29 protein-coding genes and 1 pseudogene are annotated in these 26,422 nt (G+C 60.0%); 18 read left to right on the forward strand and 12 right to left on the reverse strand.

Annotation, left to right across the window (positions count from 1 at the left end; all coding sequences use genetic code 11):
• Positions 1 to 445, forward strand: a 445-nt coding sequence (locus QD409_RS12795; protein WP_430762901.1) for a hypothetical protein, incomplete at its 5' end; no start/stop codon positions are given.
• Positions 446 to 632: 187 nt separating this feature from the next.
• Here QD409_RS12795 and QD409_RS12800 read toward each other — a convergent pair.
• Positions 633 to 1,559, reverse strand: coding sequence for a LysR family transcriptional regulator (locus tag QD409_RS12800; protein ID WP_092854088.1), 927 nt, complete (start codon positions 1,557 to 1,559; stop codon positions 633 to 635).
• A 133-nt stretch (positions 1,560 to 1,692) separates the two neighbouring features.
• On the opposite strand from QD409_RS12800, the gene QD409_RS12805 reads away from it, so the two are divergent.
• The 7 genes and pseudogenes from QD409_RS12805 (at position 1,693) to gfa (ending at position 8,247) form a co-directional block, all read left to right on the forward strand.
• Positions 1,693 to 2,730, forward strand: a complete 1,038-nt coding sequence (locus QD409_RS12805; RefSeq protein ID WP_092854086.1) for an aromatic ring-hydroxylating dioxygenase subunit alpha — start codon at positions 1,693 to 1,695, stop codon at positions 2,728 to 2,730.
• Between the two features lie 168 nt (positions 2,731 to 2,898).
• A pseudogene (locus tag QD409_RS12810) lies at positions 2,899 to 3,903 on the forward strand (DUF2817 domain-containing protein); the annotation flags it as partial.
• Positions 3,904 to 4,056: 153 nt separating this feature from the next.
• Positions 4,057 to 4,866 carry an ABC transporter ATP-binding protein gene (locus tag QD409_RS12815; RefSeq protein WP_280949841.1) on the forward strand — a complete coding sequence of 270 codons (810 nt, stop codon included), beginning with the start codon at positions 4,057 to 4,059 and terminating at the stop codon, positions 4,864 to 4,866.
• A gap of 74 nt (positions 4,867 to 4,940) precedes the next feature.
• Positions 4,941 to 5,738: a transporter substrate-binding domain-containing protein gene (locus QD409_RS12820; protein ID WP_092854082.1), complete on the forward strand. Its 798-nt coding sequence runs from the start codon at positions 4,941 to 4,943 to the stop codon at positions 5,736 to 5,738.
• Between the two features lie 167 nt (positions 5,739 to 5,905).
• Positions 5,906 to 6,613: an ABC transporter permease gene (locus QD409_RS12825; protein WP_092854080.1), complete on the forward strand. Its 708-nt coding sequence runs from the start codon at positions 5,906 to 5,908 to the stop codon at positions 6,611 to 6,613.
• Between the two features lie 4 nt (positions 6,614 to 6,617).
• Positions 6,618 to 7,304 carry an ABC transporter permease gene (locus tag QD409_RS12830; protein ID WP_092854078.1) on the forward strand — a complete coding sequence of 229 codons (687 nt, stop codon included), beginning with the start codon at positions 6,618 to 6,620 and terminating at the stop codon, positions 7,302 to 7,304.
• A gap of 367 nt (positions 7,305 to 7,671) precedes the next feature.
• Entirely contained in the window at positions 7,672 to 8,247 is a 576-nt protein-coding gene (gene gfa, locus QD409_RS12835) for an S-(hydroxymethyl)glutathione synthase (protein ID WP_092854076.1), read from the forward strand.
• Positions 8,248 to 8,318: 71 nt separating this feature from the next.
• Here gfa and QD409_RS12840 read toward each other — a convergent pair whose 3' ends face one another.
• From QD409_RS12840 to QD409_RS12850, 3 genes are read right to left on the reverse strand one after another with little or no spacing between them, the layout of a single operon-like run.
• Positions 8,319 to 9,740, reverse strand: a complete 1,422-nt coding sequence (locus QD409_RS12840) for an FAD-binding oxidoreductase (protein WP_092854094.1) — start codon at positions 9,738 to 9,740, stop codon at positions 8,319 to 8,321.
• Positions 9,740 to 10,858: a histidinol-phosphate transaminase gene (gene hisC / locus QD409_RS12845; RefSeq protein ID WP_092854074.1), complete on the reverse strand. Its 1,119-nt coding sequence runs from the start codon at positions 10,856 to 10,858 to the stop codon at positions 9,740 to 9,742. The genes QD409_RS12840 and hisC overlap by 1 nt, the downstream gene beginning before the upstream one ends.
• A 42-nt stretch (positions 10,859 to 10,900) precedes the next feature.
• Positions 10,901 to 12,010, reverse strand: a complete 1,110-nt coding sequence (locus tag QD409_RS12850; protein ID WP_092854072.1) for an FAD-binding oxidoreductase — start codon at positions 12,008 to 12,010, stop codon at positions 10,901 to 10,903.
• 570 nt (positions 12,011 to 12,580) lie between these two features.
• Between QD409_RS12850 and QD409_RS12855 the strand changes: the two genes are divergently transcribed.
• From QD409_RS12855 to QD409_RS12865, 3 genes are all read left to right on the forward strand, one after another.
• The gene (locus QD409_RS12855) at positions 12,581 to 13,510 is read left to right on the forward strand and encodes an AraC family transcriptional regulator (protein ID WP_092854068.1); all 930 of its coding nucleotides are present in this window, start codon (positions 12,581 to 12,583) and stop codon (positions 13,508 to 13,510) included.
• A gap of 158 nt (positions 13,511 to 13,668) precedes the next feature.
• Positions 13,669 to 14,418: an SDR family oxidoreductase gene (locus tag QD409_RS12860; RefSeq protein WP_092854067.1), complete on the forward strand. Its 750-nt coding sequence runs from the start codon at positions 13,669 to 13,671 to the stop codon at positions 14,416 to 14,418.
• A gap of 64 nt (positions 14,419 to 14,482) precedes the next feature.
• Positions 14,483 to 15,028: a flavin reductase family protein gene (locus QD409_RS12865; protein ID WP_092854066.1), complete on the forward strand. Its 546-nt coding sequence runs from the start codon at positions 14,483 to 14,485 to the stop codon at positions 15,026 to 15,028.
• Between the two features lie 6 nt (positions 15,029 to 15,034).
• On the opposite strand, the gene QD409_RS12870 is transcribed toward QD409_RS12865, so the two are convergent.
• A complete protein-coding gene (locus QD409_RS12870) occupies positions 15,035 to 15,304 on the reverse strand; it encodes a hypothetical protein (protein ID WP_092854065.1) in 270 nt (89 codons plus the stop codon).
• Between the two features lie 101 nt (positions 15,305 to 15,405).
• Between QD409_RS12870 and QD409_RS12875 the strand changes: the two genes are divergently transcribed.
• On the forward strand, positions 15,406 to 15,606 hold the full coding sequence (locus QD409_RS12875) for a hypothetical protein (protein WP_139115103.1): 201 nt from the start codon (positions 15,406 to 15,408) through the stop codon (positions 15,604 to 15,606).
• A gap of 70 nt (positions 15,607 to 15,676) precedes the next feature.
• On the opposite strand, the gene QD409_RS12880 is transcribed toward QD409_RS12875, so the two are convergent.
• The gene (locus QD409_RS12880) at positions 15,677 to 16,273 is read right to left on the reverse strand and encodes an NADPH-dependent F420 reductase (RefSeq protein WP_092854063.1); all 597 of its coding nucleotides are present in this window, start codon (positions 16,271 to 16,273) and stop codon (positions 15,677 to 15,679) included.
• Positions 16,274 to 16,310: 37 nt separating this feature from the next.
• Positions 16,311 to 17,216, reverse strand: a complete 906-nt coding sequence (locus QD409_RS12885) for a pirin family protein (protein WP_092854062.1) — start codon at positions 17,214 to 17,216, stop codon at positions 16,311 to 16,313.
• Between the two features lie 130 nt (positions 17,217 to 17,346).
• On the opposite strand from QD409_RS12885, the gene QD409_RS12890 reads away from it, so the two are divergent.
• The gene (locus tag QD409_RS12890) at positions 17,347 to 18,273 is read left to right on the forward strand and encodes a LysR family transcriptional regulator (protein ID WP_092854061.1); all 927 of its coding nucleotides are present in this window, start codon (positions 17,347 to 17,349) and stop codon (positions 18,271 to 18,273) included.
• Between the two features lie 6 nt (positions 18,274 to 18,279).
• Here QD409_RS12890 and QD409_RS12895 read toward each other — a convergent pair whose 3' ends face one another.
• From QD409_RS12895 to wrbA, 5 genes are all read right to left on the reverse strand, one after another.
• Complete coding sequence (locus QD409_RS12895) at positions 18,280 to 19,224, reverse strand: quinone oxidoreductase family protein (protein ID WP_092854060.1); 945 nt, start codon at positions 19,222 to 19,224, stop codon at positions 18,280 to 18,282.
• A 20-nt stretch (positions 19,225 to 19,244) separates the two neighbouring features.
• Positions 19,245 to 20,021 carry an SDR family oxidoreductase gene (locus QD409_RS12900; RefSeq protein WP_092854059.1) on the reverse strand — a complete coding sequence of 259 codons (777 nt, stop codon included), beginning with the start codon at positions 20,019 to 20,021 and terminating at the stop codon, positions 19,245 to 19,247.
• 24 nt (positions 20,022 to 20,045) lie between these two features.
• On the reverse strand, positions 20,046 to 20,483 hold the full coding sequence (locus tag QD409_RS12905; protein WP_092854058.1) for an ester cyclase: 438 nt from the start codon (positions 20,481 to 20,483) through the stop codon (positions 20,046 to 20,048).
• A gap of 24 nt (positions 20,484 to 20,507) precedes the next feature.
• Complete coding sequence (locus QD409_RS12910; protein WP_092854057.1) at positions 20,508 to 21,275, reverse strand: SDR family NAD(P)-dependent oxidoreductase; 768 nt, start codon at positions 21,273 to 21,275, stop codon at positions 20,508 to 20,510.
• Positions 21,276 to 21,373: 98 nt separating this feature from the next.
• The gene (gene wrbA, locus QD409_RS12915) at positions 21,374 to 21,973 is read right to left on the reverse strand and encodes an NAD(P)H:quinone oxidoreductase (protein WP_092854056.1); all 600 of its coding nucleotides are present in this window, start codon (positions 21,971 to 21,973) and stop codon (positions 21,374 to 21,376) included.
• 253 nt (positions 21,974 to 22,226) lie between these two features.
• On the opposite strand from wrbA, the gene QD409_RS12920 reads away from it, so the two are divergent.
• The 5 genes from QD409_RS12920 to QD409_RS12940 all read left to right on the forward strand — a co-directional run bounded on the left by QD409_RS12920 (position 22,227) and on the right by QD409_RS12940 (position 26,420).
• A complete protein-coding gene (locus QD409_RS12920; RefSeq protein ID WP_092854055.1) occupies positions 22,227 to 23,147 on the forward strand; it encodes a LysR family transcriptional regulator in 921 nt (306 codons plus the stop codon).
• Between the two features lie 98 nt (positions 23,148 to 23,245).
• On the forward strand, positions 23,246 to 24,322 hold the full coding sequence (locus QD409_RS12925; RefSeq protein WP_092854054.1) for an amidohydrolase family protein: 1,077 nt from the start codon (positions 23,246 to 23,248) through the stop codon (positions 24,320 to 24,322).
• Complete coding sequence (locus tag QD409_RS12930) at positions 24,315 to 24,653, forward strand: metal-sulfur cluster assembly factor (protein WP_092854053.1); 339 nt, start codon at positions 24,315 to 24,317, stop codon at positions 24,651 to 24,653. The genes QD409_RS12925 and QD409_RS12930 overlap by 8 nt, the downstream gene beginning before the upstream one ends.
• Positions 24,650 to 25,531: an alpha/beta fold hydrolase gene (locus QD409_RS12935; protein WP_092854052.1), complete on the forward strand. Its 882-nt coding sequence runs from the start codon at positions 24,650 to 24,652 to the stop codon at positions 25,529 to 25,531. Before QD409_RS12930 ends, QD409_RS12935 begins: the two co-directional genes overlap by 4 nt.
• 124 nt (positions 25,532 to 25,655) lie before the next feature.
• Positions 25,656 to 26,420, forward strand: a complete 765-nt coding sequence (locus QD409_RS12940) for an SDR family NAD(P)-dependent oxidoreductase (protein WP_092854051.1) — start codon at positions 25,656 to 25,658, stop codon at positions 26,418 to 26,420.
• The last annotated feature ends 2 nt before the right edge of the window (positions 26,421 to 26,422 follow it).

The following is a 26,422-nucleotide window of genomic DNA, read 5'->3' on the forward strand; positions in this document are numbered from 1 at the left end:
GGTCCATGCGCTCACCTCGACACAGGTCGGTGCATTGACCACGGCTCAGGTCGCTACCCTCAATGCGACACAGGTTGCAGCTCTGACCACCGACAATGTCGCGGGTCTTTCGACCACGCAAATCGGCGCTCTCACATCGAAGTCTGTCACCGGTCTGTCGACCGCCCAGGTCGGTGCTTTGAGCTCCACTCAGGTCGGGGCTCTGAGCACGGCACAGACCGCTGCTTTGAATTCGAGCCAGATCGGTGCTTTGTCGACAGCCGACATTGCGGCCTTCTCAACATCCGACATCGCCGCCATCAGCACGACCGCACTCGGTGGTCTCTCGACAACGGATATCGGGAGCATGTCGAGCGACCAGGTGCACGCCATTACGGCGACGCAGCTGCAAGCCATGAACACAGATCAAGTCTCTGCGGTCATTGCGGCTTATCACGCGAGCTAATGGCTGTGGCACGATAACTATCGTGCGATCAGTCACAAGCGAAATACAAAAATATTCACGACGCTCGCAAGGCGTCGTGAATTTCATATGGGGAACCGGCCAGCGCAATCGTGATACATCTCGACGGAGCCAGGACTCCTTTTCGCTGATGTTGATGGCGGCCTCGTCGAGGCACCACTTATTGCGTCTAAACAACAGAATTGGATTTTGGGGCCGATCGGACGGATTGTTTCTTTGCGATGGACATGACCCAGGTGTGAAACTCTTTCCCATAGGGTTTCTCGAGTGCTGCTCGGTCCCAGGCAAGGTAATAGCTTTCCGGCAATGGCATGCGAATGTCATAGGGAACGACGAGCGTACCGGCGTTCAGCTCGTCCTCGATCATCGACACCTGTCCGAGGACGAAGCCGTGGCCGTTCACCGCCGCGTCGATCGCATTGCTCGACAATGCGAAGAAAAGGCCGGAGGGCTTATCATTGCAGGCGGCGCCGACGAGCTGTGCCCATTCACTCCATTGCGGCGGGCGGCTGTAATGTGATTCCCACTCGATGTTCAACAAGGGAAAGGTGAGGATATCCGCAGGGGCATTCAGCTTGTGCATTCCAAGCAGCCGTGGCGAACAGGCAGGGACCACCCAATCGGTGTAAAGCACGGTGAAGTGGGTGTGAACCTCCGCCCTTTTTCCGTAAGTGATGCGGAAATCACTTTGGCCATCGGCCATTCTCGGCTCTTCGTCTTTTCCAATGATTCTGACATTGGCGTCCGGGTGGAGGACCTTCCACTCGAAGATCTTTCGGCCGATCCATTTGTTGACCACTGAGCTCAGAGCGGTGAGGACGATACCACTCTGGCTGCGGGCACGTTCGAGCACCTCGACGGAGTGCGTCAGCTGGGCGAATCCCACGGCAATTTCCTTGTGAAGAAGAACACCCCATGAGGTCATCTCGACGCGTCGTCCTATTCGCTCCAGGAGCGTAACGCCTAGACACTCCTCCAACTTTCGTACCTGTTGGCTGACGGCACTCGGCGTCACGCCCAGTTCTTTTGCAGCGGTGGTCATGGTTCCGCAGCGACCAACTGCTTCAAATGCCTGCAAGGCGTGAAGTGGGGGCATAGTCACGTTCAAGGATCTCCATTCCAAGCATCTAGTTTAGATTATCTAAACTAGAACGTAATGGCGAGGCGCTTGTGGCCGCTGTTCCCAACGAAAATACTTCACCTTGTCGAGCAAGGAACAGGAGGCCTCAATGTTTCTCAAGAATGCCTGGTATGTCGCTACCTGGGATTACGAAATCTGTCGCGAACTCAAGTCGGTCACAATGCTTGGCGAGAATCTTGTTCTCTACCGGCGGCAGGACGGCAAGATCGCTGCGCTGGAGGATGCCTGTCCTCATCGTAAACTGCCGCTATCTATGGGGCGAATTAAGGGAGATGACGTCGAATGCGGCTATCATGGACTGACGTTCGACTGTTCCGGCACCTGTACGCGCGTCCCAGGGGCAGAGCGTATCCCTCATGTGGCCCGCGTTCGCTCCTATCCTGTCGAAGAGCGGTACGGGCTCGTTTGGGTCTGGATGGGAGAGGCCGAGAAGGCCGATCCGGCTGATATCTTTCACGTCGAACATTTCGACGACCCGGCTTGGGGCGTCAATCGCGGCGAGTCGATGACGCTCAACTGCAATTACCTCTACATGACTGACAATCTTCTCGATCCGTCGCATGTCGCCTGGGTGCATCAAAGCTCGTTTGCAAGTTCTGCCTGCGAGGAAACGCCGCTGGAAACCACCGTGAAGAGCGATGGTGTCACGGTCTGGCGCTGGATGCTGGATTCGGACCCGGCGCCTTTCTATGCGCCCTTCCTGCAGTTCGAAGGCAAATGTGATCGCAAGCAGCATTATGAAGTTCGCTATCCGAGCAATGCGATCATCAAGGCAATTTTCACACCGTCCGGGGCCGGCGGCGAAGGGCGGGATCTGCCGTCGAATACCTTCCTCATGGACAGCTATAATTTCATGACGCCGGTGGATGAGAACCGCACCAAATATTACTGGTTTCAGATGCGCAACTTTGCTCCCGATGATGCGGATGTGTCGGCGCGATTTGCCAAATCCGTGCGGGGTGCCTTTGAGGAAGACCGTGTTGTGCTCGAGGCGGTTCATCACGGTATCGCAACTATGCAGACCCCGAACCTGGACCTCAAGATCGATGTCGGGCCACTCCGCTTTCGCCGCAGGCTGGCGCAAATGATTGAAGGCGAGGGCGCCAACCGCGTTGCTGCGGAATGACTCGGGACGCGCAACAGCGCCGTGCAGGTGCCTAGCGAATGCCGTCTCGGCTCGCAAAATAACCTCACAATGGCTTTGGCCTGTCGAGACGCACAATAAAAATCTTGGGAACAAAAAAGAGAATGACGGACCTGGTCCGTCGTCCACTCAAAGTGGGAGTACCATCTGATGCGCCATATCCGGCAGGCTGAGCTTTACTCAGTGAGCTATGGAGTATTGCGGCAACGGTTCCTGGCCGCGGCCCGGCGAGCCAATGCGACATTGTTTGAATATCAGCACCCTCTCCATGGACCGGATGGGGAAGGTCTCTTCACGGATGTCGCGCATCTGGGCGAGCGGAACGCATCGAAGATGCTCGTTATCATCTCCGGCACGCATGGGGTGGAGGGCCAATTCGGTTCGGCCTGTCAGGCCGAGTGGCTGTCGGCAAACTGTCCGTGGCAACTGCCGAAAGACACTGCAATTCTGTTCGTCCACCTGATCAACCCTTGGGGAACTGCCTGGAGCAGACGGGTCAACGAAGACAATGTCGATCTCAATCGGAACTTTATCGATTGGGACGGTAGCGTTCCGCGAAATGAAAAATACGCTGAACTTCATCAGGCGCTTGTTTGTGCCGAATGGGTCGGACCGAAACGGGATCGAGCCGAGGAGCTGTTTGCCCAAGCGAAAAAGTCCTTGGGCGGGCATGCCGGGATAGCCGCAATCGTCAATGCGGGGCAGTACGAATTTCCCGAGGGAATGTTCTACGGTGGCGACGGTCCCGTTTGGTCGAACCGCACGCTCAACGACATTCTGCGCACGTTTTCCCAGCAGGCTTCGGATGTGATCGTTTTCGACCTGCATACGGGTGCCGGACCCTATGGCTATCCGGCGCTCCTATCGGTGGCGGAAGTTGATCACGATGGTTTGCGGTGGGGAAAGAGCATTTATGGGCCGGCGCTCTCGATCGTAAAGACGGGAATTGCTGCCACGACTGATACCGGTATTGCTGCCACCGCAACCGGCTATGTGTCAGCGGCAGTGCGCAAGGCTTTGCCTCAAAGCCGCGTGATGCCTCTTGTCATCGAGTGCGGAACTCTAGAAGGGTCCGTCGTCATGGACGCGGTGCAGGCCGACAATTGGCTGCATCTCTATGGTTCCGTCGCATCACCGCTCGGACAGAAGATCAAGGATACCTTGAGAGCAGCATTCATCCCGCAAGATCCGGAATGGCAACGCAACTGTCTGGCAACAAGCCTTCGCTATTTCGATCGTGCCTTGACGGAACTGAACGCCATCGGTCGTCCGACTTCAGGCAGCGAGCCGGCGGTGGCCAATACAGCGGTGCCCGAATGGCCGCCGGCGGTTCCCGTAAAGGCCAAGAGGAACGAGCGGCCGGCCGTCGAAGTTCACGATTTGCATAAGAGCTTCGGTACGCACGAGGTTTTGACCGGTGTCGGACTGACCGCCGATCCGGGCGAGGTCGTATCGATGATCGGTTCGTCGGGATCGGGAAAAAGCACGTTTCTGCGCTGTATTAACCTTCTCGAACAGCCCAGCAGGGGCCGCATCGTCGTCGACGGCGAAGAGATACGCATGAAGGCCCTCGGGGGCGGTAGATCCATACCCGCAGACATGCGTCAGGTGGAGCGCATTCGCGCTCGTGTCGGAATGGTCTTCCAGAATTTCAATCTCTGGCCGCATATGTCGGTCCTCGAGAACATCATAGAGGCGCCCGTGCATGTGCTCGGCGAGCGGCGCTCCGATGCCGTGGATCACGCGCATCAACTCCTGAAGAAAGTCGGGCTCTCCGAGAAGCATGCTCAATATCCCGGGCAGCTTTCCGGCGGACAGCAACAGCGTGCCGCCATTGCGCGAACGCTGGCGATGAAGCCGAAAGTGATCCTGCTCGATGAGCCGACGTCGGCGCTTGATCCGGAACTCGTCGGTGAAGTGCTTCGGGTGATCCGCCAACTGGCGGAAGAAGGCAACACCATGATCCTCGTGACGCACGAGATGCAGTTCGCGCGCGAGGTATCGCACAAGATTCTCTTCCTGCACCAAGGAAAAGTGGAGGAGGAGAGTACCCCAGCAGAGTTGTTCAGCAATCCGCGATCGGAACGCCTACGCCAGTTCCTATCGCGGACACTATGACCGGCGGCTGATCCAAATTGCCGGGTCGAAGCCCGGCAAATACCCAAACGAAAAATCAATAAGGGGAATTGCAGATGAATTTCAAAGTCCTGTCACTCATCGCGTTGCTCGCCGGTTTTGCCGGCAGCGCCTGCGCGGCCGAAGGGGAATTGTCCATCGGAACCGAAGGTGCCTATCCTCCGTGGAGCATGGCCGATGCCGCTGGAAACGTCACCGGCTTCGATGCTGATGTCGGCAACCTGCTTTGCACCAAGCTGCAGATGAAATGCCATTTCGTCGTGCAGGCCTTTGATGGCCTCATACCGGCGCTGAAGGCAAAGCGTTTCGATGTCATCATTTCCGGAATGTCGATTACCGCGGATCGCAAGAAGGAAATCAACTTTTCCGTCGGATATGCCGATCTCGCCAATATGTTCGTCGTGCCGAAAACATCTGATCTGGCCGGCATCAAGGATGTCGACAGCCTCCTGAAGGCGCTGGATGGCAAGACGGTTGGCGTGCAGACGGGAACGACGCACGCGCACTTCATCGAGAAGCGCGTGCCGAAGGCCAACCTGAAAACATATGACACACTCGACAATTTGCAGATCGATCTCGCCAGCGGTCGCGTCGACGCGGCTTTTGCGGATGCATCGGCACTGCAGGATTTCCTGGCCAAGCCGGACGGCAAGGATTTTCAGTTTGTCGATGTGAAGATCCCGGGCAAGTTCGATCCGTCGCTTGGTGAAGGTCTCGGTGTCGGCATTGCCAAGGAAAATACCGATCTGAAGGCCAAGATCGACAAGGCGCTTTGCGCATTGGTGGCCGATGGTTCCATCGGCAAGGCAAGCAAGAAATGGTTCAAGTCTGATATTTCCCGGCCTTGCGACTAACGGATGCCTAGCCTCGCACTCGCTTAAAGTGCGAGGCGTTCGCCTTGCCTTCGTTCACGCTCAATGGCGATAGAGCGTGAAGGTCCGCACTATCCAGACATGCTGCAGCATTCCCCAGATCCAAATTGGTCTTGGGGGCTGCTCGGCGCAATTCTAAGGCAGATCCAATGGATTTTGGTCTCATGCAAGTTTGGCAGAATGGCTGGGTGACAGCTATTCTGCAGGGAGCTGCAATCACGATAGCAGTCGGCATCGTCAGCATGATGGCCGGCATCGGCATCGGGGTCGTCTGCGGCGTCGTCAAATGGGCGAGGATCTTCCCTTTGACGCTTGTGATCGATGTCTACACCTCGATCGTGCGAGGGGTGCCGGAGCTGCTTATCATTTACCTGCTGTTCTTCTCGTCGGTTGAATTCGTGACGAAGGTCGCGTCGGCATTCGGCTATGCCGGTCTGGCGGACAGCGGATATGCGTTCATCATCGCTGTCGTCGCAATCGGCACCATTTCCGGCGCCTATTCCACCGAGGTCATCCGCGGCGCGCTGGCATCAATTCCAAGCGGTCATATCGAGGCTGCTCGCGCGCTCGGTATTCCCGGCCGCCGTATCTTCAGGCGAATAATCGTGCCGCAGATGCTACGGATAGCGATCCCCGGCATGAACAATATATGGCAGACAACCATTAAAGATACTGCACTCGTATCCGTTGTTGGGCTGCAGGAGTTGATGCGGATTGCGTTTATCGGCGCCGGAACTACGCGACATCCGCTGATTTTCTTTCTGATTGCTGCCGTCGTGTACCTACTGATCACGGTGGTTAGTCAGACGGGGTTCAACTCCGCCGAGCGCTTCCTCCAGCTCCGATCAAGGAAGTAAGCCGATGGATTTCGAATTGATTCAACAGACTGTTCCGGTGCTTGCACGCGGGCTTTTGACGACAGCTGTCCTTACCGTCGTGTCGGTATTGATCGGCTTCAACCTCGGCCTTGGCCTGGCGCTGATGCGCTTGTCCGAAAACAGATTTCTTGCGGCCTTCGCAAGATATTACAGCATGGCCTTCCGTGGGACGCCGCTTTTGGTGCAGTTGTTTCTGTTTTATTATGGCCTTGCACAGCTGCCATTTGTAAGAGGCAATGCCATCGCCTGGTGGGTGATAGGCGATGCCACGCGCTGCGCTGTCATGGCACTGGCGCTCAATACGGCCGCCTATACCTCGGAGATCCTGCGAGGCGGGCTGATGTCAATACCGGCGGGTCTCAAAGAAGCTGCGAAAGCCGGCGGCATGTCGCCATTGCTGCGCTTTCGCCGCATCGAGTTTCCGCTGGCAATCCGGCAGGCGCTGCCCGCCTATGGCAACGAACTCGTTCTGGTCGTTAAAGGAACGAGTCTGGCCTCGACGATTACCGTTCTTGAAATCACCGGATATGCCAAGCGCTTGATGAGCCAAACCTACGCGATCTTTGAGATTTTCGCGATCGCCGGCGCTATTTACCTCGTCATCAACCTCATTCTCATCGCGCTCGTCCGGACACTCGAGCGCCATTTGATGCGGCACGAAGGACGTTGATGGGCGTCGAGGAACCGTTTTGGGGCCATTGACCTGATACGCTGAGGATAGGAAAGGGACCCCGGGGAGAGTGTCGAGGGTCTGTGATTTACTGACAACCGGATGTTGCTCAGCGTGACGAAAAGCGCTCCGAACAATGCTAAGGTTCGCTTACGATATACCCGCCGCTACGTCTCATCCGCACTGGCGCTCCATTCAGCGACCATGTGCGAGAATTCTGGGGCGCTACGCTCCGCACATTTTATTGCGACTTTCACGCCAGATGGTCGCGAGGTGCGGCTCGGCTGGCCGCAATGGCCCCGTACAATCCTGTCGCTCGCACCAGAGACTTTGCCTGAAGAAATGACATCGAAACGGAGGAAATATGATGTCCCATGCTATCTCCATCCACCCGGCTATCGACAACGGCATCGCGCCGGAGAGCGCCGATTTTGCTGGCGGGACGCTTATCTGTGCCTGCGCCGCCCATCCTGTGAAAATCCGTATCAAGGGGCAGGTGGCTCACAACCACGCCTGCGGCTGCACCAAGTGCTGGAAGCCCGAAGGCGCCAATTTCTCAGTCGTTGCCGTCACGCCCACCGAGAATGTCACCGTGCTTGAAGGTGACGCCAAGCTCAAGGTCGTCGATGCAAACGCCCTGATCCAACGTCACGCCTGCCAGGAGTGCGGGGTGCATATGTACGGCCCCGTCGAGCGGGATCACGCTTTCAAGGGCCTGTCCTTCATTCATCCCGAGCGGTTCGAAGAAAAGGGCTGGGCCGCACCCGGCTTTGCCGCATTTGTCTCGTCGATCATCGAAGCTGGCTTCGCGCCGGCGCAGATGGGGGCCGTGCGTGCAAGGTTGAAGGAAGTGGGGCTGGAGCCCTATGATTGCCTGTCACCGGGCCTGATGGACTATGTTGCGACCTGGACCGCAAAGAAGAACGGTGTTCTGGCGGATTGACCGGATCGGCTAAGCAACTCTTTTTCCTCGCCGCGCCTTCGCAAGGAGGCGCGGTTTTTTTAATCCGCCGGCTATCCGGTCACTTTGCGCGGATTGAGGATGGAAGCGGCATCGATGGCGGCTCTTATTTGCTTCATGAAAGCAAACTTTGTCGGATCGGCCGTTTCGCGGAGAGAGTGAACCCTCTTCGACCCAATGCCGTGTTCCGCCGAGAAGGATCCTCCGATAGCCGCGATCCCGCCGTAAAGCACGGCCTCCACCGCGGCCGTCTTTTCAGGCGGCATGTTTGCGGCTGAAGCATTCAACACAATGTGCAGGTTACCGTCAGCGAGATGGCCGAAGACATAAGGATCGAACTGTGGGTCGATACGATGCAGCTCGGACAGGCAGCGGCGCAAATAGCTGTCTATCTCCGATAGCGGCACGGATATGTCGTAAGAGGGAGCGCCGGCATGCTTGCGATAAATGAGATCGGTATCCTCCCTCAACCTCCACAGCTGTGCCTCCTGTGCCTGAGACGCGGCGACCACCGCCGAGATCTCAGGGTATTTTTCCGCCACCTTCTCATAGATCTGTGCCAGCTCCATCTGAAGCTGTTCCTCGTCGCCACCGCCGAGTGAAATCAGCAGGTTGACGGGATGATTGGGGTCATAATCGACCGCAGACCAAAGGTGTTCGCTCGAGGTGAGCTGAAAATAAGACCTCCAGATCGCTTCGGCGGCGCGCAAATGACCGTGATGAACGGCAAGGCCGGAATTTGTGACGTCGAGCGCTGCCGCGACTGACGGCAGGCCGAAGAGGGCGGTCGCGGTCGCGGCAGGCAGCGGTTCCAATTTAAGGGCTATTCGCGTCACGATGCCCAGCGTTCCCTCCGCGCCGATAAACAGGTGCTTGAGATCATATCCCGCCGCGTTCTTCACTACCCGCGTCAGGTCGGAATAGATCGAGCCGTCCGGCAGCACGGCTTCCATTCCCAGAACCCGATGACGCATGACGCCATATCGAAAGGCGGATATGCCGCCGGCATTTGTCGATACCATGCCGCCAATGGTCGCCGAGCCTCGTGAGGGCAAATCGATTCCGGGCTCAAGCCGGTGTTCGGCGGATGCTGCTTGCAGCGATTGCAACGTCACGCCGGCTTCGACAACCGCGACCCGCTCGATCGGGGAAAGCTGGACAATGCGGTTCAGCCGGCTGGTCGAAAGAACGAGTTGCCCAGGCGACGAGAGCCCACCACCGACAAGTCCTGTTCGCCCGCCCTGTGTGATGATCGGCACACGATGGGCAAGCGCACATCTCACGATCGCCGCAATCTCCTCTGTGGAAGCAGGAAGGACAACAGCCGTTGCACCGAGATTTCCCGCAGCGACGCCGTAATCCAGAGCCGCAATCGCTTCGCCTTCCTTCAAGTTGCCAGCGCCGACAATCTGGCGAATTTCACCAAGGAAGGAAGATGATAGCGCCGTCGGTCCCTCGATCGTTGCTCCGCTCATCATGCGGTTCTCGCTTCAGGATGTTTTGCCTTCAGCAGCCTCAAGGCATCGAGAAAGCGATCATTGTCGATGGGCAGACCGATCGTAACGCGGATGAACGTTTCGAATCCCGGCTCTTTCCAGGGCTTCACAATGATCCCATGCGACAGGAAATGATCGAATGCAGTGGCGCTGTCGCAACCGGCGTCGATGAAGAGAAAGTTCGTCTGCGATTCCGGTGCGAACAGGCGGAGGGAGTGGACTTTATGGGCCATGCGATCGCGTTCCGCGGTAACCTTGGCCACCGAATGACGCATCCAGCCCTCGTCTCCAAGTGCTGCCACCGCTGCAAGCTGCGCGGCTGCATTGACGTTGAAGGGTGTCTTGGCGGATGAGATCGCCTGCGCCAATCGTTCGTCGGACGCTGTGGCATAGCCGACGCGCAGCCCGGCCAAGCCATAGGCCTTTGAGAATGTTCGAAGCACGACATGGGAAATTCCACTGCCTGATAGCAATTGCAGGCCGTCCGGCGTCTTCGCGTCGCAAAACTCGAAATAGGCCTCGTCCAATACCAGCAGCGTTTCCCTGGGTGTTGCGGCGATGAGACGGGAAAGGCCGTCTCTATCAAGTGCCGGACCAACGGGATTGGAGGGGGAGGAGAGAAAGAAGATCGACGGCTTTTTTCGCAGCGCATCGATGAGAGCCTCGATATCGAATTTGAGGTCTTCCGTCATCGATACCTTGACGACTTTTGCACCATTTGCCCGTGCTTCGATTTCATGAAGCCCGAAACCGGGCGATACCGTCATGACGGTGGAAAAGGGCCGCAATACCGCTCGGCAAACGGCTGCGATCATCTCCTCCGAGCCGTTGCCGACCACAATACGGCTTGTGGCGATGTCTAGCTTTTTGCCGAGAGCATTGCGCAGAGCGGTACAGGCCGGATCGGCGTATCGGGAGGGATCCAGCTGCGCCAACGCGGTTGCTACATCAGGTGAACACCCATGCGGGTTCTCATTGCTGGCAAGGGCTGCGATATCGGTAAGGCCGGTTCTATTCCGCGCAACCGCAATATTCATACCAGCATTGTAGGGCGGCAGTTCGGCGACGTTCGGATTGAGTCGGAGCATACTGATCACTATTCCATAGAATTGAGAGATGAATTTCGGGTCGATTTCGGCTCAGAGATCAAGAACGATCGAGCTCACAGGCTTGGTACAACAGAGGAGAACCCGGCCCGGTGGCACGTCATCGAGAGGTTCTTCGACATAGTCCACCTCTCCAGAAACCAGGCCCTGGAGACAGCTTCCGCAGACGCCTGCCCGGCAGGAAAACGACGGCTCGATGCCTTGAGCTTCAAGGAAACTCAGTAACGATACCGAAGACCCATCCCATGCGAACTTCGCCTCCGATTTTTGCAGGGTGATTTCGATGCCGTTGTCGGTCGCATCGCTTACGGGCTCGGGGATGGGTGTATCTGCGGCGGGCGTGTCTCGTTGCTGAGACGGTGATAGCAGCGACGAAGGTCCGAAAAACTCGTAGGCAATTCTTTTGCCGTCGACGCCGAGGGACGACAGCAGATCATACATTGCCTGCATGAAGGGCGGTGGCCCGCACATGTAGACTTCACAATCGTCGAGCGGCAGCAGCTTTTGCAGCGTTTCCCGCGCGATAAATCCCGTCGAATGGAAGCGGCCCTGTCGTACATCGTCGTCGCTGGGAAAGCGGTAGCAATAGTGAAGGTGAATACCGGCCCTGCTGGCCGCCAAAACTTCGACTTCTTTGTCGAGCGCATGGACGGCTCCGCCGTCGCAGGCATGTATGAACCAGACCGGACGATTGCTTTCCGTCGCCAGCACTTGCAGCATCGAGACCGTCGGGGTTAGGCCGACGCCACCGGACAAGAGGATGACAGGTCTGTTGCTGGCTTTATTGAGTTTGAAGGCGCCGCGTGGACCGGCAATGTTGACGATCGCACCCTCTTCAACCGTGTCATGCAGCCAGCACGATGCCAAGCCGTCGGGCGCGCCTGGCGTCGGGGCAGCCTCTCTCTTTACGGTAATGCGATACTTACCTTCATCGCTGGGCGCCGACGAGACCGTATAGTTGCGGACGACGTATCCGCCGGTCAGCGGCTGCGGAACCTGAATGGTGAGAAACTGCCCGGCCTCGAAAGGTTGCCAATGCTGGCGATCCAGAGGGGCCAGATGAAAGGACGTGATGGTTGAGCTTTCACGCACCTTTGCGACGACTTTGAAGGGGCGGAACCGGGCATCCAAGTCAGCCGACATATGTCTCACTATCCTTTTGATTGCTGCTCATGGCGCGGTGCGCTCCGTCTGCCACCGTCTGCGATCGAGCGCGCAGCGGAGGTTTGAAGATGCAGTCGATTTCATGGCCGACGGGATCGGCAGGCAAGCCACCTTGGCAACGCTCGTCGCGAGCGCATGCAACGGAATGAGATGGTTCGAGCTGACAGTGTTCCATACGCTTTTGGTAAATCTCCACTCGCCCACCCCATGATGAAGCTCATTATTCGTGCCGTTCAGGAACTGACAATCAGGCTGGCGTTGTGTTCTTTGTTAGAAAATCTAAATCTTGAGCCCCGTGTCTTTTGGACACGGTGGGCACTCGAACAGCCTCTCTATCAAGGAGAGATCACGGGTCTCTGCATTGCGAATGATTGTAGGCATAGGCCGGTATCCTCCACGGATGTTGAGATGGCATGGTAAGGGGGGCATTGCCGCATTGTAGACAAGCGGATTAAGCGGCGAAGCCTCGGTTCTTTCCTTTTCTGTGGCGCTGGATATCTTTGTTTCCAGCGCCACATTGGCGTGAGCCGCCGATGGGGGGACACGATCATGGCTTTGGACGAACCATCCGCCGGCCCGCCAATTCCCGGGCGGACCTCTCCCGTCGGGCTCGAAAACTATATTAGCGGAAACACGCTGGTCAGCGGCGATGGGCCGGCATGGAGAGACGTCTTCGTGCAGGTACTGTCGCGCCACCGCGTTCAGCATCCCTTCTTGGTGCCTGCTGTCGCCGAGCCGCTCATCGTCTGGATCATGTCCGGAAGTGCGGTCGTCGAAGAGCGGGATCTTGGCGGCGAGTGGATGGCAAACCGCGTTGAGGTTGGCGATTTCTTCCTGACATGCTCGCCCGTTCCCTATGAAATGCGCTGGCAAGCCGAGGGCGATCAGCCCTTCCGCGTGATGCACCTCTATGTCTCCGTGCCGCTGTTTGAGCGGGTGGTCGAAGCGATGTTCGGCAAGGACGGCGGGAACGTGACGTTGAGGGACGTCTCCGGCGGCCGCGACACGACGCTCTCACATATCCTGAGCCTTCTCCACGAGGAACTGGCGGCCGATGGCGGAGGCAGCCCGCTTTATGTCGAAGGGCTGGCGCAGTGCCTTGCCGTCCATCTCGTGCGCCACTACGCGATCGTCGATACCGAGATGCGTCAACAAAACGCCTTACCCGGCGCAAAGCTCAGGCGGGCGATCGCCTTCATGGAGGACCGGCTGGACGAACCGTTCGACCTCGGCCGCCTGGCGCAGGAGGTCGGCATCAGCGAATTTCATTTCAGCCGGTTGTTCAAGAAAGCGACCGGCTTTCCCCCCTCCCACTATTTCATCCGGCAACGGGTGGCCAAGGCCCAACAACTGCTGCAGGAAACCGACACCAGCATCATCGAGATCGGCCTGACGGTCGGCTATTCCAGCCCCAGCCACTTCGCTCAGATTTTCCGCCGCGAAACGGGCCTTTCGCCAAGCGACTATCGCAGGGGCTAGGCTGCAGGCGGCCCGTCAGCAGCGATTGGAGCAAAATCCCGACAGCCTCGGCAAGCCGCCGAGAGAGGAAAACGCCCTGGTTTTATAGATTTCTCCTTGTCGAAAGCGAACACCTCTCCGCTTCCGGAGCGGGTTTGCAAGCAACAAGGAGACAGATCATGACGAACATAAACGGTAAAGTCGCGCTGGTAACCGGCGCATCGAGCGGCATCGGCGCGGCAACGGCGCTTGCGCTCGCCGGAGCCGGTGTGAAGGTCGGCATCGCCGCCCGGCGCACCGATCGGCTGGAAGAACTGAAGGCCGAGATCACGAAAAAGGGCGGCGAAGCGCTCGTCATCGAGATGGATGTGGTCGACCCGGCCTCCGTCGAAGCCGGTGTCAAGACGCTGGTCGATGCCTATGGCGCGATCGACATTCTCTTTAACAATGCCGGCCTGATGCCGCTTTCCGACATCGACCAGTTCAAGACCTCCGAATGGCTTCGCATGGTCGACGTCAACGTGAAGGGCCTGCTGAACACGACGGCGGCCGTGCTGCCGCAGATGATCAAACAGCACTCCGGCCACATCTTCAACACGTCATCGATCGCCGGCCGCAAGGTGTTCAAGGGGCTGTCGGTCTATTGCGCGACGAAGCATGCCGTGACCGCCTTCTCCGACGGGCTGCGCATGGAGGTCGGCCAGAAGCACAATATCCGCGTCACCTGCATCCAGCCGGGCGCGGTTGCGACCGAACTCTACGACCAGATCACGGACCCCGGCTACCGCCAGCAGATGGACGATCTCGCCAAACAGATGACTTTCCTGCAAAGCGCCGACATTGCCGAGACCATCCTGTTCGCCGCGCAGGCGCCGGCCCACGTCAACGTTGCCGAACTCTTCGTCCTGCCGGTCGAACAAGGCTGGTAACCCTATCGTTAGACATCGCCCTTCCTGTCCAGGATGGGGAGGGCAACGATCAAGGAGTTTTCCCATGAAGGAAGTACCGGCCTCCGGGGCCTTTCGCCAGCTCGAACCAGGTCCGATCGTGCTCGTGACGACCAGCCACCAGGGCAAGCCCAACATTATGACGATGGGCTTCCACATGATGATCCAGCACGAGCCGCCGCTGATCGGCTGCGTGATCGGGCCCTGGGATCACAGCTACAGTGCGCTCAGGTCGACCGGCGAATGCGTCATTGCCATCCCGACCATCGATCTTACAAGGACGGTCGTCGATATCGGCAATTGCTCAGGCGATACCGTCGACAAATTTGAACGCTTCGGCCTGACGCTACAGCCGGCCCGCAGCGTCGCCGCACCCCTGATCGGCGAATGCCTTGCCAACATCGAATGCAGGGTCGTCGATACCGTAGACGCCTACAACCTCTTCATTCTCGAAGCCGAACGGCTGTGGGTCGACACGGACCGCAAAGAGCGGCGAACCCTGCATCACCGCGGCGACGGCGTCTTTGCCGCCGATGGCGACGTGCTCGATTTCAGCGAGCGCATGGAAAAATGGCGTCACCTTCCACGGTGATGCCCGTCATCTTCCCTGCAACTGCAGAGCGGGGAAGCACTCCCGGCAATGATCTGGCGCGAACTCCGCACTGGTATTGCCGAGAGCGGCTACCATGGGCGTTGCCTCCGCATTGGTGTCGTTGGTCGAGCGGTGAAAATTGGTCACGAGGACGAGCAGCAGGACAACAATTGCGGCAAGCGCTTCCACTAGGGAAAGGCGCCGGTGCTGGCGACAACCATATTCGGCCTTTGCGATGTCCCGGAAGCCGGGATGGAGATTGTCACAATCGGACATGAGGTTTCCTTCCAAGTAGGGATCAGGGGACGAGCACCATCGGACCGCCGCTGCGGCGTTCGAGAATGTCGGCATGCGCGCGCCTCGGACAGCGGATATTTTTGAGCGCTGACCGTACCGAACACTCCGTTCCGCCAGGCTTCAAACACTTCGTCGGCGCCGGCTTGCAGGTTGTCCTTCGTTACATGCTGGCCAGTGCTGCCGCGCACGAGGCGGATGCCACGCCGATCAGGGCGATCGTCCCGCCATCGCGGATCGTGCTCAGCGTAGCGGTAAAGGTCGCTGCGCCCACCAGTTCGTAGACGATGTCGACGCCGTTGGGCGACAGGGGGTCGAAGATCGGACGTGGGAATCGATGGCCGAGGGGCCGCGTCAGCTCTTCTTGATCAGGTTGACGGCGACCAACGGACCACCGAACTGCTGCACAGGCGCCGCGGCCTTGAGGCTTCCGAGGTTCAAGGCGGCAAAGCCAAGCATCTCGACAAGACCCGCGACACTGGTGTTTGCGTCTTCATCGTTACCGGATAGCACGACGACCCTACGCCCCGACGCTTCGGCGGGATCCGCAGCCAGCACCGCGGCCGGGATCGTGTTGAAGGCCTTGACTACTTTCGCCCCGGGCAGAGCCTCGGCGACGATATCGCTCGAAAGCTTGCCACCGAGATCGGCGGGGCGGAATTCCGGGAACTTGATCGCATTCGTCGCGTCGACGACGATCGTGCCCGTCCAGTCCTTACGAATCTTCGCCAGATCAGGCACCGCCGTAAACGGCACGGCGAGGATGATGATATCCTGCGCGAGCGCGTCCGCGATGTCGGTGGGGACCACCGTTTTGCCGAATTTCGTTGCGGTGGCATCCAGCGATGCAGCACCGCGGCTGTTGGCCACCTTGACCGGTATGCCCTTCGACGAGAATTGCGTGAGGAGAGCCGAGCCGATCGCGCCCGAGCCGATGATTGCGTAAGTCATGGTCGATTTCCTTTTGGGTTTGTTGGTTGGGGATAGGTTACGCTATGTTCGCCGGCCCAACGGGCAGCGGCGTGAACTCGGTTTCTCCCGGCACGCCCGGGAACACGCGGTTCCGCCAGTCGAGGGCCGCCTGCTCGATGCGTTCGCGGCGGCTCGACACGAAGTTCCAGAAGATGTGTCGCTTCTCGGCAAGCGGTTCGCCGCCCAGCAACATCAGCCGCGCAGGCCCGATCGCCTTGAGGATGATTTCCGCGCCGGGTTTGAAGACGATCAGCTGGTCCGTGGTAAACCGTTCGTCCTGCCCGGAAACTTCAATGGTGCCGCTGACCACGAAGACAGCCCGCTCGATATGCTCGCCGTCGACGCGGAAGCGTGCGCCGGCGACAAGCGCCACGTCGGCATTGAACAGGTCGGAGAAGGTTCTTGTTGGCGCGCGCCGGCCGTGCAGCGAGCCGGCGACCAGGCGCATATCGATGCCTTCGCCTTCGATGCGCGGCAGGTCCCCTGTGCCAAAATGCTGGAAGCCGGGGTCGGTTTCCTCGTGGCTGACCGGCAGCGCCACCCAGCTTTGAAAGCCGAACAAACGTCCTCCCGTTTCCCGCAGCGTATCGCTGCTGCGCTCGGAATGAACGATGCCTCGGCCTGCGGTCATCACGTTCACCTCGCCGGGTCTGATCGCCTGGACGTAATTCTCGCTGTCGCGATGGATGATCTCGCCGTCGATCAGATAGCTGATCGTCGCAAGGCCGATATGCGGATGCGGCCGGGAATCGATGCCGGCACCGGGGCCGAAGGTCACAGGCCCGAAACTGTCCAGGAAGATGAAGGGGCCAACGGATCGCCGCAGCGGCGAGGGCAGTGCGCGTTTTACCGAAAAACCACCGAGATCGCGCGTCGCCGGAAGGATGATCTGTTCGATGCGGGCATTCGAGGCGAATGTCATTTCAAAACTCCTTCAACGATCCCGGCTCGGCCGGAAGGCGAGGGGATGTTGCTGTCGAGCTGCAAATTACCGCTGGTGGCTTGCGGAAAAAACTGACATAAATTGGACGAAAACGTTCGAGGAAATAGATATGCAGAATCCCGGCGTGCCGACCCTTGACCAGCTCAAGGTGTTTCTTACGGTGGTGGATGTCGGGAGTTTTGCCGGGGCAGCGCGCAAGCTGGGGCGTGCCACCTCGGTCATCAGCTATTCGATCGCCAATCTGGAAGCGCAACTCGGCGTTTCCCTGTTCGATCGCGACACGACGAAGAAGCCGCAGCTGACCACGGAGGGGCGAACGGTGCTGGCGGAGGCGCGGATCGTCTCGAACGGCGTCAATGGGCTGCGGGCGAAAGTACGGGCCATGCTCGAAGGGGTGGAGCCGGAAATCCATGTCGCGCTGGATGTCATGCTGCCCGCCTCGCGCGTAACCGATGCGTTGAAAGCCTTCAGCGAAGCCTTCCCCTCCGTGACGCTGCATCTCTATGTTGAGGCTTTGGGCGCGGTCACGCAAATGGTGCTGAACCGTGGGGCGGTGATCGGCATCAGCGGCCCGCTCGACATCGAGGTCGATGGATTGGAGCGGATCGGCGCCGGCTTCGTCCACCTCATTCCGGTGGCCGCACCGTCTCATCCCTTGGCGAAGGCGGGAAAAAATCTCCCCGGGGCCGGGCGCGAACATGTGCAACTGGTGCTGACGGATCGCTCGACATTGACGCAAGGGTTCCAGCTCGGCGTCGTCAGCGCGCGCACCTGGCGGCTGGCCGACCTCGGCTCCAAGCATATGCTGCTGAAGGAGGGCATCGGCTGGGGCAACATGCCCGAGCCGATGGTGCGCGATGATATCCGGGCGGGCCGCCTCGTTCATCTCGACCTGCCCGATTGCAAGGGAGGGCCGTACCGGCTTCAGGCGGTGCATCGCACGGATGTCCCGCCCGGCCCTGCCGGCCGCTTCCTGATTTCGCATTTTGAGAAGCAGGCGGAAGACGATGACATGACCTATTCCAACCGGTGGTAGGCCGGGTCAGGGCATGACGAGAACATTCTTTTCCGCAGCCTCCCCTGTGGCGGTGCTGCGGTAGGCGTCGGCGGCCTGGTCGAAGCGCCATGGCCGCACCGGCGGTTTCTTGAAGGAAGCGCCGTCGAAGGCTACCTTCAGCTTGTCGAGAAGGCCGGCGATCTCTTCGCCGGTGAGCTTGGCGGTATCGACCCCCAGCAGTTTCGACCGGTTGTGGTAGAAATCGGCGAGATCGAACTCGACGCGTTTCTGTCCGACACTGGTAATGACAAGCTGGCGGCCGCCAAGCGCCAGCGATTTGAGCGCCGGCTCGAAGAGTGGCCCGCCGACCGCATCGAGCACGACATCCGCGCCTTTGCCCCAGGTCAAGGCGCGCACGGCCTCTGGCAGGTCCTTCTTTGAGATGTCGATGGTCTCATCGGCCTCGCTCACCGCTTTGCCTCTGGCTGCGACGATGGTGCGGGCACCGAGATGGCGGGCGATCTGTATGGCAGCACGTCCGACGGCGCCGAGGCCGCCAGTGATCAGCAGCGTCTCGCCCGCCTTCAGTGAGCCGACATCGACTAGCGCATGCCAGGCCGTGATGAAGGGCGCCCCGACCGCCGCGGCCTCGACCATAGACAGGCCGGCGGGCTTTTCAGAGAGCCAGCTTGCCGGAAGGACGACATATTCCGCATGTGCGCCGTCCCGGCGGAAACCGAAGCCGGCGCCGCTGCCCCATACGTCCTTCCCTGCAAGCACGCCCTCGACGACCACGCCGGCAAAATCGCGCCCCGGCGTGCGCGGAACCGATCCGCCGAACAGGCCGCTGACGATCTTGACGTCGCTCGGATTGATCGCCGCCGCGTGCACCTTGACCAGCACCTCGCCGGCATTGAGCGCGGGAACGGGGATGTCCCGGTGAACAAGCACATCCGGTGTGCCGAATTGTTCAAAACGAAGGGCTTTCATGGTCAAGAATCCTTTGCAGGTCAGAGGACCGCCAGCAGGCCGCCATCCACGAGAAGAGCGATGCCGGAGACGTAGCTGGAGAGGTCTGAGCCGAGATAGGCGACCGCGTCTCCGATCTCGGAAGGCTGACCGAGACGGCGTAGCGGCGTGCGCTTGCGAAACCCTTCCGATGCCTCGGCGATGCCAGGGCTGGTGCGCAGAAGCTCGGTATCGATGGTTCCGGGTGCCACGGCGTTGACGCGGATGCCGTCAGGGCCGAGCGCGTCGGCAAGCGATTTCGCCATCAGCACGACGCCGCCCTTGCTGGTGGAGTAGGCGACGGTGATGCCGGCGCCCGATATGCCGCCCATGCTGGCCATCAGCACGATGCTGCCGCCCTTGCCGTTCGCCTTCATCTGGCGGGCGGCAGCTTGCGCGCCGAACAGGGGGCCATCGAGATTGATCGACAGCAGCCGGTGGTAATCGTCTTCCGGCACATCCGCGCCATCCGTGCGCAGCGTGATGCCGGCATTGGCGACCATGACGTCGACGCCGCCGAATTCGGCCGATGCTTCGATAAGTGCATCATTGTCGGTGCGTTTGCTGACGTCGGTCTTCACGAAACGGGCGGCCGAACCGATCGCCTCGATTTCCTCGACCGTCGGCCGGCCGCCTTCGCGCGGCGCCTCGGTGATGTCGGCGACGATGACGGCTTTCGCCCCATGTTCGGCGGCGCGGATGGCGATGGCGCGGCCGATGCCGCTCGAAGCGCCGGTCACGACGATCACCTTGTTCTTCAGAATGTCACTCATGGCAATGGTCCTTCGGGATGAGGGGATGGCTCAGCCCTTCGGCTGAAGCTGGAGGCCGAGCTGGCCGACGAGCGAATAGAGGTTGGCGACGCCCCAGTGTTCCGTGATCTTGCCGTCGACGACGCGCATGGCATCGACCGTCTCGAACTGGATCGTCTTGCCTGTCGGTTCGATGCCGAGGAAGGTTCCCCGGTGGGTGCCGTAGTAGGTCTTGAAGGTTGTCACGAGGTTGCCTTCGGCCGTCTGCCAGTGGATGACCGCGTGGAAATCTGGAAAAGCCTTGCGCAGACCGGCATAGAGGCCGCGCACACCCTCCTTGTCCGGCACCATGTTCGGCTGCGGCGTGTGGTCGAGAAAATCCTCGGAAAAGACCTCGTCGAAGACGGCGAAATTGCCCTTTCCCTGCACCTCTTCGGTGTTCCGGCGAACCACTGCGATCGCCGCTTCGCTTTCTGCACTTCTGGTCATGGTCTTATCCTTCGATGTCAGGGGTTAAAGTTCGAAACCGCCGATGGTCATGCCGCCGTCGACGACGATCATCTGGCCGAAGACGTAGCTTGCGGCTGGGGAACTGAGCCACACGGCGACCTCGGCGAGTTCGCGCGGCTGGCCGCCCCGCTTGGCGGGGATAGCTTTTCGGGCAAGCTCGGCGAAGGCCGGGTTTTGGGCGCTGTTGGCCACCACCATCGGCGTTTCGGTCCAGCCGGGGGCAAGTGCGTTGACGCGGATGTTACGGCTGGCGTTCTCCATCGCCGCGACGCGTGTCAGGCCGTGGATGCCATGTTTGGAGGCGGCATAGGCACTCATGCCGCCCGGCCCGGTCAGTGCTGCGACGGAGGCCGTGTTGGTAATAGCGCCCGCACCCGTCTTCGCGATTAACGGGATCTCGTATTTCATGCCGAGGAAGACACTGCGCAGGTTGACGGTCAGCACCCGGTCGAAGTCCTCGGTCGGGTAGTCCTCAATGCGGTGAGTGCCGCCTGTGATGCCAGCATTGTTGAATGCCGCATCCAGCCGGCCGGCATCCTTTTCGATGCCCGCGAGAAAGGCTTTCATCTCCTCTTCGCTCGAAACGTCAACGCGGGCGATCTCGATCTTTCCCGCCGCTGCGATGTCCTTCGTTTCCTCAAGGCCGCTCCGGTTGAGGTCGGCCGCGAAAACATGCGCGCCGCGCTCGGCAAACAGCCTTGCCGCCTCCCGCCCGATCCCCGAGCCCGCGCCAGTGACCAGAACCACTTTGCCGTCGAAATCCGTAAGCATGGCTTCGCTCCTCGCCCGCGCCTGCGGGACGATGTTTCCGTTGCGATTTTCTTGGTAAGGTGGGGTAGGTCGGAGGCGTGAACCTCCGGCCGATCGGCTTAGCCGAAGACCTTGATGGCCGCGGCGGCCACAAGTTCGCCCTGATGGCGTGCGCCAGCGAGATCGATTTCGGTCGGCCGGCGCGATCCATCGCCGCCGGCCACCGTGGTGGCACCATAGGGTGCGCCTCCGACGATCTCGTCGGCGATCATCTGACCCTGGTGGCTATAGGGAAGGCCGACGATCATCATGCCGAAATGCAGGAGGTTGGTGATGATCGAGAACAGAGTGGTTTCCTGCCCGCCATGCTGCGTGGCGCTGGAAGCGAAGGCGCCGCCGATCTTGCCGTTCAGCGCGCCCCGCGCCCAAAGACCACCGGCCTGGTCGAGGAAGGCCGCCATCTGCGAGGTGATGCGGCCGAAACGGGTGCCGGTTCCGACGACGATGGCGTCATAATCCGCCAGTTCCGCGACGGTGGCGATCGGCGCTTGCTGGTCCAACTTGAAATGGTTGTTGCGGGCAATCTCCTCTGGAACTGTCTCGGGAACCCGCTTGACATCGACATGGGCTCCGGCTCTGCGGGCGCCCTCCGCGATGGCATAGGCCATCGTCTCGATATGTCCGTAGGTCGAATAATAGAGGACCAGTACCTTCGCCATTTTTGATCTCCGTTGGTTTGATGCAGTCGCCCTTGCGGCTTGGGAATAAGCTGTCATCAAACGGCTTGAGGGAACAGTCGAATAAAATGAGTGGTTATGGTCGAGAAAATCGAACGATACTGCGTGTATCGCGGCCGACCGATCGTTCGATTTTCTCGACCGTAATCCTCGAATCTTTGCCGCTGTTGCCGAAATTCTAGATGTGTAGCCTTCCGATTGGGCAAGCGATCAGGCGCTTGGGAAGGAGGCGGTCATGGATCTGCGCAGGCTCCGTTACTTTGTCGCTGTGGCTGAAGAGCTTCATTTCGGCCGGGCCGCTGAGCGGGTGCATGTCGTACAATCGGCCGTCAGCCAGCAATTGAAGCTTCTGGAAGACGAACTCGGTTTTACCCTGATCAAGCGCTCGCGCCAGGATGTCAGCCTTACCTTGCTCGGCGAGGTTTTTCTTCCGGAAGCGCGCGAGATCCTCAAGCGCACGGATGAGGCAGTTCGCCGGCTTAAGGCGTCGGCCAGCGGCGTTGTCGGACGTCTTTCCATCGGCTTCGTCGATAACGTGCTATGGACCCTGCTATCGCCCATCATCCGGGATTTTCGCGAGCGTTGGCCGCATGTCGATCTCAAGCTCATTCCGATGGACCGGGACGTTCAGGTGGAGGCAATTGCCGCCGGCACGGTCGATATCGGCATCATCCCCAGCCCCTCGCATCTTGCGGCGGCGGTCAAGACCGAGGTGCTGATTTCGGCGCCCCTGATGGTCGCCCTTCCGTCGGCGAATGTCCTGGCGCTGAAGGCTGTGGTCGAGATGGCGGATCTCGCCACGGAACCTTTCGTGACCTTTCCCCTTCAAATGAACAGCCGCATCCTCGATCTGCTCAAGACGGCATGCGCGGGGGCGGGCTTTACTCCGCGCGTCGCCCAGGAGGGCGGCCAGCTACACACGCTGCTCTCCCTCGTCAGCGCCGGGCTTGGCGTTACGTTGGTGCCGAAATGGGTAGCGCAACTTCCTCAGCCCGGAGTCGTCTTTCGCGACCTGGCAGACTTTTCCACGCCGTATGAACTGCTCCTTGCCTGGAAAGGCGATGAGCCGAACCCGTCCACGGTCACATTTCGTGAGGTGGCGCATGATGTCGTGCAATTGAATCAGGCCGGCGCGTCGCGGGCCAGCAATCCATGATCTCGAATCCTGATCACGAGGTCAGTATTCCTCGTTGGACGAAGATCGCAAATTTTAGAACAATCCAAGTAACAGAAATCGAGATGGGAGGTTTCCCGATGATAGACGGCCTTAACGTGATAGATGCGGTCATCCACGCCTACAACATGGATGAGAGAAATTTTGCCAATCGCTTCGCCAAACCTTTGTGCGATCTTGTTTACGACTCGGTTATCGCTGCAGCCCTGCCCGGTTATGCGCCGACACGCAAACAATTCTATAGGGACTGGAGTATCGAGGAAACGGTCGATCAGGTTTTTGTCGAAAGCGACACGGACCTCGCGGTATACCACGCCTTGCCTATCTACTCCTTCCACGATGGCCTCTGCAGTTTCGAAAAGGCCGTCGAGGCGAAAAAGCGGTGGCCCAACCGGATGATTACCTATTGCGGCGTCGACCCGCTGACGGGCACAGCCGCGCTCGACGAACTTGAGCGCCAGGTCGAGATCCTCAAGCCCGTCGGCTTGAAACTCTATCCCAATAGCTGGGTCGGCCAGGAAATCCAAGGCTGGAAGATGGACGACCCGGAGGTGGCCTTCCCGTTGTTCCAGAGGGCGCAGGAGCTTGGCATTAAGGTGGTGGCAATTCACAAGGCGCTGCCGCTTGGTCCGGTTGCCATGGAACATTATCGCGTCGACGATATCGACCGCGCCTGCATGGCCTTTCCAGATCTCAACTTCGAGATCATTCACGGCGGCATGGCATTTGCCGAAGAAACCGCCTGGCAGCTCGCGCGCTTCCCCAATGTCTATGTCAATCTCGAAATCACCTGCGCGCTCGCCGCGACGCGGCCGGCTGCCTTCCAGCATATCATGGCCTCGCTCGTCGGCCCCGGCGGGCCGAATGCCATCGACCGCATTCTCTGGGGAACCGGCGCGATGGCTTTTCACCCGCAGCCGCTGCTGGAGGCGTTCGTGCACAAGTTCGCCTTCCCGGACGAGTTGGTCTCCGGCGCGGGCCTGCCGCAGATCGACCGGGCTGCGAAGAAGAAGATCCTCTTCGACAACTACGCCCGCATGACCGGCCTCGACCTGGAATCGCGCATCGCCGCGACGAAGGACGACGAGTTCGCCAAGCGTCGCCGTGCCGGCGTCGCAGCACCCTTCTCGACCATGAAGGAGGCAGCCTATGCTTGACGAGGCAGCAATCTACACGGCCCTCGAAAGGGTTGTGGACCCATGCTCCATCGCGACGGGCGCGCCGATTACCCTTAGGGAGATGGGCATGATCGAATCGATCGATCTCGATCGTGGCGCGGTGCGGGTAACGCTCCGGCTGACCAGCCCCGTCTGCTGGCAGGCCGCCAACATCATCGCCATGGTCGAAAAGGCGGTTGGCGCCTTGCCAGGGGTCGACAGCGTGGTCTGTGCGCTCAACGGCCGTGCACAATGGATGCCGGACATGATGCATCCGGACGCCACGGCACGCCTGCGGCGCCTGCGACCCTTGGCGGAGGTGCGGTCATGAACGCCGCAGCGAAGGTTCCTGTGGCGGCAAAGGCCTATCGCAACCGCTTCGTGAACGTCGACGGGATCCGCACGCATTACCTGGAGGCCGGCGAAGGACCGCTTGTCGTGCTGCTGCACAGCGGCGAATTCGGCGGCTGTGCGGAGCTGAGCTGGGAATATCTGATACCGACGCTTGCGGAACGTTACCGGGTGATTGCACCCGATTGGCTCGGCTTCGGTCTGACGGCGAAGATCCATGACTTCGAGGGCAAGCGGGCGCGCATGATCGCGCATATGGCGCGCTTGCTCGAGGTTCTGGCGGTCGCTCGGGCATCATTCGTCGGCAATTCCATGGGGGCAACGTTCCTTATGCAGATTGCGGCGGAACGCCATCCCGGCTTCGGCATCGACAAGCTCGTCGCAATCAGTGGCGGCGGCTGGATGCCGGAGAATGAGGCGCGCAAGCGGCTCACCCATTATGATGGCAGCCCGGAGGGCATGGTCGGCATCCTCCGGTCGCTCTTCGAAGGCAGCGTTTGGCACAGCGACGAGGATTATGTGCGCCGGCGGCATGCCCTGAGCATTGCGCCCGGCGCCTGGGAGGCGGTAGCGGCGGCGCGCTTCCGGTCGCCGAATGCGCCGGAACGCAAGGAATTCGGGCAGGCTGATGCGACCAATTATGAGGCGATCGGGGTGCCGACCCTGCTGATCGCCGGGGCCGAAGACAAGCTGCGTCTGCCCGGCTATGCCGGCGAGGTGGCAAAGCGAATTGCCGGCAGCAAGGTCGCCGTCATCCCGGGTTGCGGCCATTGCGCCAATATCGAACGGCCGGACATCGTGGGCGATCTTCTCCTCGATTTCCTGGCAGGCGAGGCCGGACAGCCCGTCGCAGCCTGACCACCGCAGGGCAACTACCAAACGATTTTTAAAACACCGACCTCGCCGCGAAAGCGGCGGCGGCGAAGGCCTGCGCCCGAAAACGGGGCAGGGACCCCATCACCAACCATTCAGGGAGTATGACATGCCCAATCGTCTCAAGGGAAAAGTCACAATCGTCACCGGTGCTGCCAGCGGTATCGGACAGGGGACTGCACTGCTGTTCGCCAAGGAAGGCGCTTCAGTCGTCGGCGTTGATGTCAATCAGGAGGCGCTGGCCGGCACCGTCGCCACCGCGAAGGCCGACGGTTTCGAGATCGACGCCGTCTCCTATGATCTCACCAGCGAAGCGGGCGCGAGCGCCCTCATGGACTATGTCGCTCAAAAATACGGCGGCATCGACACGCTGGTGACGGCGGCGGGCTTCGTCGAGTTCGCATCCGTGCCCGACATGACGCTCGCGCAGTGGCACAAGACGCTGAAGGGTGAACTCGACATCGTGTTCCTGCCCGTGCGCGCCGTCTGGCCGCACATGATCAAGCGCGGCGGCGGCAGTATCGTCAACTTCGCTTCGATCTCCGCCTGGGGTGCAACCCGCAACATGGGCGCGATCGCCCATTCCACCGGCAAGGGCGGTGTGCTCTCGATGACCCGCCAGATGGCCTATGAGGGCGCCCCGCACGGGATCCGTGCCAATTCCGTCTCACCCGGCATCATCCATACGCCGGCCGCCCAGTTCGCTTTTGACAACCTTCCGGGCTTCGAGGCCTCCATGAAGGCCAACACGATGATCGGCCGCCACGGCAAGCCCGAGGATGTCGCTTGGGCCATTGTCTACCTCGTCTCGGACGAGGCGAGCTGGGTCACCGGCACGGACATCAAGGTGGATGGCGGCCTCACGGCCTGGTGAGC

It is taken from the genome of Rhizobium sp. BR 315 (assembly GCF_050577975.1).
GTDB classification, from domain to species: domain Bacteria; phylum Pseudomonadota; class Alphaproteobacteria; order Rhizobiales; family Rhizobiaceae; genus Rhizobium; species Rhizobium miluonense.